This is a genomic window from Amycolatopsis echigonensis, assembly GCF_014174495.1.
GTDB classification, from domain to species: Bacteria; Actinomycetota; Actinomycetes; order Mycobacteriales; family Pseudonocardiaceae; genus Amycolatopsis; species Amycolatopsis echigonensis.
In genome coordinates, this window is sequence record NZ_JACJHR010000158.1 from 1 (window position 1) to 9172 (window position 9172).

A 9172-nucleotide genomic window follows, 5' to 3' on the forward strand; every position below is an offset into this window, starting at 1 on the left:
CCCCGGCCCGCCGAGGGGGCCCCGCGGTGGGGTCGGGTTGGGAGTGGATGGCTGGGGTGGGGGGGGCTGGCGAAGTGTTCTGGCGCGGCGGGTTCCGGGAGAGGCCGGGAGAGGGTTGCGTTGGCGAAGGGGGAGGAGGTCGTCCGGCCGTGCGCGCCGTGATCTGCTGGTTCCGGTTGGGTGCGTGAAGGGGTTTTTCGAGGAAAGCTGATTCTCTCGAGCAGTCGGCCACTGCGTTCGGGCCGGGCCGGGCGGCCGGGGGCGAGACCGACACCACCCGTCCGGGGAGACCGGGTCACCGGCTTCCCACACACCGCCCCCTACTCTGTCCCGCATGGCCGCGACCAGTCAGCACGGCGCCGGGCCCGCTCGGCGCGCCGGCGGGGACGGCGGCCTGCTGCTGTTCCGCGTCGGCGGGGTGCCCGTTGTGCTCGCCCCGTCGTGGTGGATCGGGTCGCTGATCATCGTGGTGCTCTACGCGCCGCTGGTCGGGCGGCTCCTGCCGGACGTTTCGACGCCGACCGCCTGGCTGCTCGCCGCCGCGTTCGCGGTGCTGCTCGGGCTTTCCGTGCTCGCGCACGAACTGGGGCACTGTCTCGTCGCGCTGCGGCTGGGGATCCCGGTACGGCGGCTGCGGCTTTTCCTCCTCGGCGGACTGTCCGAAGTGGCCCGAACGCCGCGGCGCCCGGGTCAGGAAGGGCTCGTCGCCGCGGCGGGGCCCGCGGTTTCGCTGGTGCTGGGCGGCTTCTGCTCGCTGCTGCTGTTCGCGGTGCCGCCGGACGGTGCGGTGTGGCTGCTGGTCGCCGAGTGCGCGGTGGCCAACTTCGCGGTCGGGTTGTTCAACCTGCTGCCGGGCTTGCCGCTGGACGGCGGACGGCTCGTGCGCGCCGGGGTCTGGGCGATGACCGGGTTGCGGGCCAAGGGGACCCGGGCCGCGGTCGCCGGCGGCGCGCTGGTCGCGACCGGGCTGATCGTCTGGGCGCTGCTGGGCTTGGCGATGCAGAGCCCGGACCGTTGGCTGCGGCTCGGCGTGTGCGTCGTGACGGCGTGGTTCGTGATTCTCGGCGCGCGCTCCGAACTGGCGGCGGAAGCGCGGCGCGGCTGGCCCGCCGGGCTGGAACTGTCCGATTTGGTGCGTCCGGTGCTGCAGCTGCCCGCTGAAAGCCCGGTGTCCGACGCGTTGGCGGCAGCAGCGGGACGCGGTGTCGTGCTGGTGCGCGCGGACGGGGTCGCGGCGGGATTGCTGGACGAGCAAGCCGCGCAACACCTGGCGAGCGTCAGTCCGCACGCGCCCGCCGAACAGGCCGCCGAGCCGATCCGCGCGGAAACTGTGTTGCTGGCGTCGGAACCGGGCGAGGAGATCGCCGAGCGCGTGCGCGAGACGCCTGCCTGGCAGTTCCTCGTGGTCGACGACGAAGGCCGTCCCGCGGGCGTCTTGCGCCGCGAGGACCTGCGGACCGCGCTGATGCAGGGCCGTCGCGCCCAGTGAGGGGCACCCGCGCACGACGCGCGCGGGACGACCTGCGAGGATTCGACGTCGGCGTTCCGGGTTTCGCAGTGGAGGAAGAAGTTGTCGGTCAGCGGACCGTTTCGTGCAGGTGACCGGGTTCAGCTGACGGACTCGAAAGGCAGGCACTACACCCTCACGCTCGCCGACGGCGGCGAGTACCACACGCACCGCGGCGCGCTCGCGCACGACGACCTCATCGGCCGTCCCGAGGGCAGCGTGGTCACTTCGGCCGGGGGCAGCACGTATCTCGCGCTGCGGCCGCTTCTGCCGGACTACGTCCTGTCGATGCCGCGCGGTGCCCAGGTGATCTACCCGAAGGACGCCGCGCAGATCGTGATGTGGGGCGACATCTTCCCGGGCGCCCGCGTTCTCGAGGCCGGCGCCGGTTCCGGCGCGCTGACGTGCTCGCTGCTGCGCGCGGTCGGTCCGGCGGGACAGGTGTTCTCCTACGAGATCCGCGACGACCACGCGGAGCACGCCGAGCGCAACGTCGTGAAGTTCTTCGGCGAGAAGCCGGACAACTGGACGCTCACCGTCGCCGACCTGGCCACGCACTCCGGCGAGGTCGACCGGGTCGTGCTGGACATGCTCGCGCCGTGGGACCAGCTGCCCAACGTCGCCGAGCATCTGGTCCCCGGCGGGGTCCTGACCGTCTACGTCGCCACCGTCACCCAGCTGTCGCGCGTCACGGAATCGCTGCGGGAACAGCAGTGCTGGACCGAGCCGGAGTCGTGGGAGACGCTGATGCGGCCCTGGCACGTCGTCGGCCTCGCGGTGCGGCCGGACCACCGGATGGTCGCGCACACCGCTTTCCTGCTCACTGCCCGTCGTCTCGCGGACGGCACAGTGTCGCCGCGCGTTTCACGACGGCCCAGCAAGGGCAAAGGCTAACCAGGGACGCACCATCGGCCGTTCTCGCGCCGCAGCGGGAACGGCGTCTCCTTGTGCCCGCCGGTGCCCTCGACTCGGACGGTCACGGTGGCGTCGTCGCCCGCGATCGCCGGTTGTCCAGCCAGTGAGACGCGAAGCGGGCCCGCGGCGTCCCATTTCGCCTGGAGTTCCTTCAGCGCCGCAGCAGTTTGCGGTTTGCAAGTGAGAGTGCCGAATTCGGCCGAGTCGGCGCGCGTGATCGCGTCGACGAGAGTGCGCGCCAGCGTCGCGACCGCGGCCTGATCCGCCGCGGGCGCGCGACTCGACGATGTGCTGCTTCGCGGCGAAGGCGGGGGAGCGGGCGGGTCCGAGGAGGGACGGGCGGGCCCCGGCAGGCCGATCGAGACCAGGCCGAGGACGCCGCCCGCGACAACGACTGCGAGCAGGCCGAGTGCCGTGCCGAGCCGGCGTCTCACCTAGTGGTCCGTGCTGACCTTCCCGAGGCACCAGGCCCCGCCCTGGCGCAGGGCGGTGAGGGTGCCGTCGGCGGTCTTGCTGGCCATGGTGACGTGGTACTTCACCGTGGCCTGGTCGCCGTTCTCCTGCGGGCTGCTGGTGAGCTCGAAGTGGATGCCGGAGGGCATCTTCTCGGTCGGCTTCTGGCCGTTGGTGAGGCTGGTGCAGAGCATCGAGTACAGCCCGTCGGTGTCCGAGCTGTTGTACGCCTCGGACGCGGCCTGGAACAGTTCGCCCGAGGTCGGCTTCGCCCCGGACGCGGCCGGGTAGTCGCCGCTGCCCGAACCCGCGGACGTCGGGGACGACGACGAACTGCCGCTCGGCCCGCCGGACTGCGGGCCCGCGGCCGGAGCCGAGGACGACGCCGGGGCGGCGGTCTTGGTGTCCTTGCTGTCGCCGGTCAGCCAGATGACCAGGCCGGTCGCGCCGCCGAGCAGGACCACCGCGCCGATCGCGAGGCCCACGATCAGGCCGGTCTTCTTCTTTTTCGGCGGCTCCTCGCCGAACCCGCCGAACTGCCCGCCCGGCTGCTGCCCGAACGGCCCGCCGGGCTGTCCCGGCTGCCCGAACTGGCCGGGTTGCTGCCCGAACTGGCCGTACTGGTCCGGTTGCTGCCCGTACTGCTGGGGACCGCCCGGCTGCTGGTATCCGCCCTGGTAGGGGCCGCCCTGGCCGGGCGTGCCGGGGCCGGGAGCGGAGGGGAATCCGCCGGACTGCGGCTGCCCGCCCTGGTTCCATCCGCCCTGCTGAGGCTGCCCGTACGGAGGCTGGCCGCCGGGCTGCTGCCCGTACGGATTCGGCTGCTGTCCGCCCTGGTCCCAGCCGCCGGGCTGCTGCGGCGGATACGTCATCTCGGTTCCCCCTGCCGTGCTCGCGAAAGTGCGGGCCACGAGCAGAGCGTGGCCACCCGGGGATGCTAGCCAGCCGCGCGGGTTTCCGCGCAGCCAACCCGCAACTCGGGTTTGCCGGGCGCTCGGCGGGGCATCCTTACCGCGTTCAGTTCCGCGTTGCGGAAACCCGCGCGGAGCGGATTCCCGTCCGCGGCACCGAATCGGCCGCTTGCGCTGCGCTCGCGGCCGTGCTTCGCCGGAGGAAAAAGCGCGACGCGCCGGTCTTGTGATGCGGAAAGGCCTTTTCTTGTCGGTGATCGCCGGTACCGTGGAATGAAAAGCACTCCGAGGAGGTGCCCGATGCATCATGACCTTCCCGGAGGTCGGCGCGAGGAGGCCGACCCTTCAGCAACCGGCGGAGCAGGGCAGACACCAGAGGAACAAGCCCGGCAGATCCGTTTTCTCGAGGAAGAAGTGGCGCTGCTGCGCCGCAGGCTCACCGATTCTCCGCGACAGAACCGCGTTCTCGAACAACGCCTCGCCGAGGCGTCGGAACGGGTGAGTCAGCTCACCGAGCGGAACACGAAACTCGTCGAAACCCTGCGCGAGGCGCGGGGTCAGCTGCTCGCCCTCCGCGAAGAGGTCGACCGGCTGGCCCAGCCGCCGAGCGGCTACGGGGTGTTCGTCGAGGCGTACGAGGACAACACGGTGGACGTCTACACCGCGGGGCGCAAGATGCGCGTCTCGGTGTCGCCCGCGGTGGAGGTCTCGTCGCTGCGGCGCGGGCAGGCGTTGCGGCTCAACGAGGCGCTCACGGTCGTCGAAGGCGGCGATTTCGAGCGCACCGGCGAGGTGTGCGCGCTGCGCGAGGTGCTTGCACCGGACGTCGAGGGCGGCAGCACGCGCGCTCTCGTGGTCGGGCACGCGGACGAGGAGCGGGTGGTCCTGCTGTCGGACCCGCTCGCCGAGCAGCCGCTCAAGCCGGGCGATTCGCTGCTGGTCGACTCGAAGGCGGGCTACGCCTACGAACGGGTGCCGAAGGCGGAGGTCGAGGACCTCGTGCTGGAGGAGGTCCCGGACGTCCGCTACGAGGACATCGGCGGCCTGACCCGGCAGATCGAGCAGATCCGCGACGCCGTGGAGCTGCCGTTCCTGCACGCGGACCTGTACGAGCAGTACCAGCTGCGCCCGCCGAAGGGCGTCCTGCTCTACGGCCCGCCGGGCTGCGGGAAGACGCTCATCGCGAAGGCGGTGGCGAACTCGCTGGCCAAGAAGGTGGCCGAGGCTCGCGGGGACAACGCGGACGGCAAGTCCTACTTCCTCAACATCAAGGGCCCGGAGCTGCTGAACAAGTTCGTCGGCGAGACCGAGCGGTCGATCCGGCTGATCTTCCAGCGGGCGCGCGAAAAGGCCTCCGAGGGCACCCCGGTCATCGTGTTCTTCGACGAGATGGACTCGATCTTCCGCACCCGCGGCTCGGGCGTGTCGTCCGACGTGGAGACGACGATCGTGCCGCAGCTGCTGTCGGAGATCGACGGCGTCGAGGGGCTGGAGAACGTCATCGTCATCGGCGCCTCCAACCGCGAGGACATGATCGACCCGGCGATCCTGCGGCCGGGCCGGCTCGACGTGAAGATCAAGATCGAGCGTCCGGACGCCGAGGGCGCGAAGGACATCTTCTCGAAGTACCTGGCCGAGGGCCTGCCGATCCACGCCGACGACCTGGCGGAGTTCGGCGGGGACCAGAAGGCGACCTTCGACGCGATGATCCAGCACACCGTCGAGCGGATGTACGAGGAGAGCGACGAGAACCGGTTCCTGGAGGTCACCTACGCCAACGGGGACAAGGAAGTCCTGTACTTCCGCGACTTCAACTCGGGCGCGATGATCCAGAACATCGTGGACCGGGCGAAGAAGTCGGCGATCAAGTCGGTGCTGGAGACCAAGCAGCCCGGCCTGCGCGTGCAGCACCTGCTGGACGCGATCGTCGACGAGTTCGCGGAGAACGAGGACCTGCCCAACACCACCAACCCGGACGACTGGGCCCGGATCTCCGGCAAGAAGGGCGAGCGGATCGTCTACATCCGCACGCTCGTCACCGGCAAGAACCAGGAATCGGGGCGGGCGATCGACACCGCCACGAACACCGGTCAGTACCTGTAGCGCAGCGCGAGCACTGTGGGGCCGCCGGATCCCTCCGGCGGCCCCACGGGCCGTTTCAGACCCGTTCCAGGACTGGTTGGCGCGCCCGGGAAAGCCGTCCGTGCGATGCGAGGATCCCGAGCACCACGAGGAGCGCGCCGACGGGCTCGTTCCAGTGCACCGGTTCGTCGAGGACCAGCACGCCGAGCAGAACCCCGACCACCGGAGTGAGGTAGGTCACAGCGGATGCGTTGGCAGCGCCCCAGGCGCTGGCGATGGCGGTGTTCCAGGTGTAGGCGACGCCGGTGCCGAGCACGCCGAGCGCCAGCATGGACAGGACCACGGCGAGGTTCAGGTGCACCGGCTGTGCCGCGACGACCGGCGTCGCGGCGAGCAGAATGACGGTGGCGAAACCGGTTTGCCCGAACGCGACGACGACCGGGTCCGGGTTGCGCGGCGACACGAACTTCCGCAAGTACACGAAAGCCAGGCCGTAGCAGGTGGTCGCGCCGAGGCAGGCGAGCTGGGCGAGGACTTCCTTGCTGAGATCGATGCCGCGCCAGACGCCGACAAGCGTGAGCACGCCGGCGAACCCGATCAGCAGACCGGCGGCTTTCGGCCGGGTCAGTCGTTCCGCGGGCAGCGCGGCCGCGGCGAACAGCATGGTCAGCAGGGGAGTGGTCGCGTTGAAGATGCTGGCGAGCCCGGACGCCACGTACTGCTCGGCCCACGAGTACAGCAGGAACGGGCCCACGCAGAACAGCAGCGAAACCACCGCGAGATGCGCCCACAACGCGGGATCGCGGGGGAGCGGCCGCCTGCGCAGCGCCAGAAACGCGCCGAGCGTCAACGCTCCCAGCGCGACCCGCGCCAGCGCCACCTGAGCCGGCGAGAGCCCCTCCAGGCCCACCTTGATGAACAGAAAACTCGCGCCCCACACGACAGCGAGCGCGACGAACCGGGCGGCGATGCCGAACCTCACTGAACCTCCGAAACGACCAGCGGACTGCTGCGGCCAGTCAACGTCCGCGCCACGCCCGGAGTCCAGCGGGTTTCGGTCACTGTGCTCGACGTCGGTGTATAACGCCCTATACTGCGCCGCGTGAGCACAGACAACGCCCGCCCGCGCCCGCCGATCACCGAGGCCGACGTCCTGGCCTGGCTCGAGACGACCGCCGCCGCCGTCCAAGCGGGGGAGCTCAACGCGAACGACCTCATCGACCTGCTGGGGGAGCTGCGCCGCGCCTCCGCGGCCTGCGCCGACGCCTCCGACTGGGCACTGCTCGCCGCCCGCGAGGAAGGAGCCAGCCTCCGTCAGATCGCCCCGGTCTTCGGCAAAGGCTACGTCCGAGCACCCGCCGCCCGTCTCGAAAAACTCCACCGCCAAGCCCAGAACTCCGGCCAATGGCTCGCCATCCTCCGGCACAAACAAAGTGTATAACGACCTATACGCCTGGCGAGTAAAGAACGTTCCTCTCCGTCCTGCCTCAATCTGCCTGACTCGTACCCAAAAATCGCCACAGACAAGGGGATCCCGATGGACCGCATCGCGGTGGGGCTGGCCGCGCTCGGCCGTCCGGCATACATCAATCTCGGACGGGACTTGCCCGAAGTGCGGGATGTGCCGTCGATGCGAGCCGCGACGCACGAGGTGCTCGACGCCGCGTACGCAGCGGGAGTTCGCTGGGTCGACGTCGCGCGGTCCTACGGCCGTTCGGAGGAGTTCCTCGGCAGCTGGTTAGCCGAACGCGGACACCAGGACGTCTTCGTGTCCAGCAAGTGGGGCTACCGCTACGTGGGCGACTGGCGGCTCGACGCGGACGTCCACGAGGTCAAGGAACACACGCTGCCGCGGTTCCGCGAACAGTGGGCGCAGACGCGGGAACTCCTGGCGGCCCACGTGAACCTGTACCAGGTCCATTCGCTCACTGTGGACAGTCCACTTTTCACTGATCCGGCTCTGCTCGACGCGCTGGCGGGCCTTTCCGGCGACGGCGTCGAGGTCGGGTTCTCCACCTCCGGGCCCGCGCAGGCGGGCGTGGTGCGCCGGGCGTTCGAGCTGGAATCGGGCGGACAGCCGGTGTTCGCGTCGGTCCAGTCCACATGGAACGTCTTCGAGCCTTCGGCCGGCCCGGCGCTGGCCGAAGCGAAAGCGGCCGGGAAACGGGTGCTGGTCAAGGAAACCCTCGCGAACGGCCGGCTAGTCGCGGAGGCTCCGGAGCCGCTGCGGCGGATCGCCGAGGCGCACGGCGTCGGCCCGGACGCGATCGCGGTGGCCGCGGTGCTCGGTCAGGAGTGGGCTCCGGTGGCGGTCCTTGGCCCGTCGAGCCCCGCGCAGCTCGCCGCGAACCTCGCCGCCGCGCGGGTCCGGCTGAGCGACGAAGACCGCGTTGCGCTGGGAGAACTCGCGGAGGACGCGCGCGAGTACTGGACGCGTCGATCCCACCTCGGGTGGAGCTGAGCGGCTGCATTACCCTCGGGCGCAGCATGGCCCGGGGCGGACGGGCAACACTGAGCGCGGAGGGGCAACGTGCGTCGTCGGCAGGTGCCAGCAGTCGCTGTGCTGGTCGGGCTGGGGGCGCTGGCCGGGCTCGCCGGATGCGGCAACCGGCCCAACAATCTCGAGACCTACTACGACGATCCGGTCCCGGTGCCGGGCACGAGCGCTCCCGTGGCGCCGCCCGTTTCGCGCGCGGTCGATCCGCCAGTGGTTTCTTCCGCGGCGGCACCGGATCCGCGGCGTGCGGAGGCGGCTCTGCTGTCCGATGCGGACGTTGCCGAGGAAGGCGTGAAGCCGGGTTCGGGCCGGGTTTCGGGGTGCCTGACCGGATTGGCCGCGGGCGAGCGCAAGTCGGTGAGCTGGGTGTATCCGAGCGGTTCGGCGCTGACGCACGAGGTCACGGCGTACGCGGACCGGTCGGGCGAGGACGTCGTGTCGGGTGCGCATTGCGCGGGTGCTGAGGTGCCGTTGCCGCCGCAGCCGGGGATCGCCGTGCAGCGGGCGTGGTGCGAAGGCTCAACGTGCGCGGTGTTGGTGGCGAAGGGAAATCTCGTGTCGGCGCTGAGCGTCGCGGCGAGCACGCCAGCGCGGGCGCAAGACGCGGCGATGCGGCTGCTGCCGAAAATGGCGAACAAGCTAACCGTTCAGCCTTAAACAGCCAGCCCCCACCTTCTTTCTTCGGACTGAACCGAAACGCGGGATCGCGTCGGCGGGTCGAGGAGCAGTGCGCGCGGCCCCCCGCCCGGCGCACCGCTCCCCCACCCCCCCACCTGGAAGGGATCCCCCCCCGCCGGGGGGGCCGGG

General features: G+C 70.7%; 9 protein-coding genes. 6 read left to right on the forward strand and 3 right to left on the reverse strand.

Annotated features, from left to right (window positions below; all coding sequences use genetic code 11):
- The first annotated feature begins 334 nt into the window (after window positions 1-334).
- Together H5411_RS44985 and H5411_RS44990 are read left to right on the forward strand one after the other, a co-directional pair.
- Entirely contained in the window at window positions 335-1489 is a 1155-nt protein-coding gene (locus H5411_RS44985; protein ID WP_101439865.1) for a M50 family metallopeptidase, read from the forward strand.
- An 81-nt stretch (window positions 1490-1570) separates the two neighbouring features.
- Window positions 1571-2401, forward strand: a complete 831-nt coding sequence (locus H5411_RS44990; protein WP_183127865.1) for a tRNA (adenine-N1)-methyltransferase — start codon at window positions 1571-1573, stop codon at window positions 2399-2401.
- On the opposite strand, the gene H5411_RS48225 is transcribed toward H5411_RS44990, so the two are convergent.
- Window positions 2398-2856: a hypothetical protein gene (locus tag H5411_RS48225; protein ID WP_183127866.1), complete on the reverse strand. Its 459-nt coding sequence runs from the start codon at window positions 2854-2856 to the stop codon at window positions 2398-2400. The two genes, H5411_RS44990 and H5411_RS48225, sit on opposite strands and share 4 nt — an antisense overlap.
- Window positions 2857-3786, reverse strand: coding sequence for a hypothetical protein (locus H5411_RS45000; protein WP_312878756.1), 930 nt, complete (start codon window positions 3784-3786; stop codon window positions 2857-2859).
- Between the two features lie 300 nt (window positions 3787-4086).
- Between H5411_RS45000 and arc the strand changes: the two genes are divergently transcribed.
- On the forward strand, window positions 4087-5889 hold the full coding sequence (arc, locus tag H5411_RS45005) for a proteasome ATPase (protein WP_101439868.1): 1803 nt from the start codon (window positions 4087-4089) through the stop codon (window positions 5887-5889).
- A gap of 55 nt (window positions 5890-5944) precedes the next feature.
- On the opposite strand, the gene H5411_RS45010 is transcribed toward arc, so the two are convergent.
- On the reverse strand, window positions 5945-6850 hold the full coding sequence (locus H5411_RS45010) for a DMT family transporter (RefSeq protein WP_183127867.1): 906 nt from the start codon (window positions 6848-6850) through the stop codon (window positions 5945-5947).
- Between the two features lie 120 nt (window positions 6851-6970).
- Between H5411_RS45010 and H5411_RS45015 the strand changes: the two genes are divergently transcribed.
- The 3 genes from H5411_RS45015 (at window position 6971) to H5411_RS45025 (ending at window position 9022) form a co-directional block, all read left to right on the forward strand.
- Entirely contained in the window at window positions 6971-7309 is a 339-nt protein-coding gene (locus H5411_RS45015; RefSeq protein ID WP_101439870.1) for a hypothetical protein, read from the forward strand.
- 96 nt (window positions 7310-7405) lie between these two features.
- Window positions 7406-8329 (forward strand): aldo/keto reductase, encoded by a 924-nt coding sequence (locus tag H5411_RS45020; protein WP_183127868.1) that lies wholly within the window; start codon window positions 7406-7408, stop codon window positions 8327-8329.
- A gap of 69 nt (window positions 8330-8398) precedes the next feature.
- The gene (locus H5411_RS45025; RefSeq protein WP_183127869.1) at window positions 8399-9022 is read left to right on the forward strand and encodes a hypothetical protein; all 624 of its coding nucleotides are present in this window, start codon (window positions 8399-8401) and stop codon (window positions 9020-9022) included.
- Window positions 9023-9172: the final 150 nt, after the last annotated feature.

Coding starts and splice junctions, on each gene's coding strand:
- H5411_RS44985 (WP_101439865.1), top strand. CDS start 335: ATGGCCGCGACCAGTCAGCACGGCGCCGGGCCCGCTCGGCGCGCCGGC.
- arc (WP_101439868.1), top strand. CDS start 4,087: ATGCATCATGACCTTCCCGGAGGTCGGCGCGAGGAGGCCGACCCTTCA.
- H5411_RS45020 (WP_183127868.1), top strand. CDS start 7,406: ATGGACCGCATCGCGGTGGGGCTGGCCGCGCTCGGCCGTCCGGCATAC.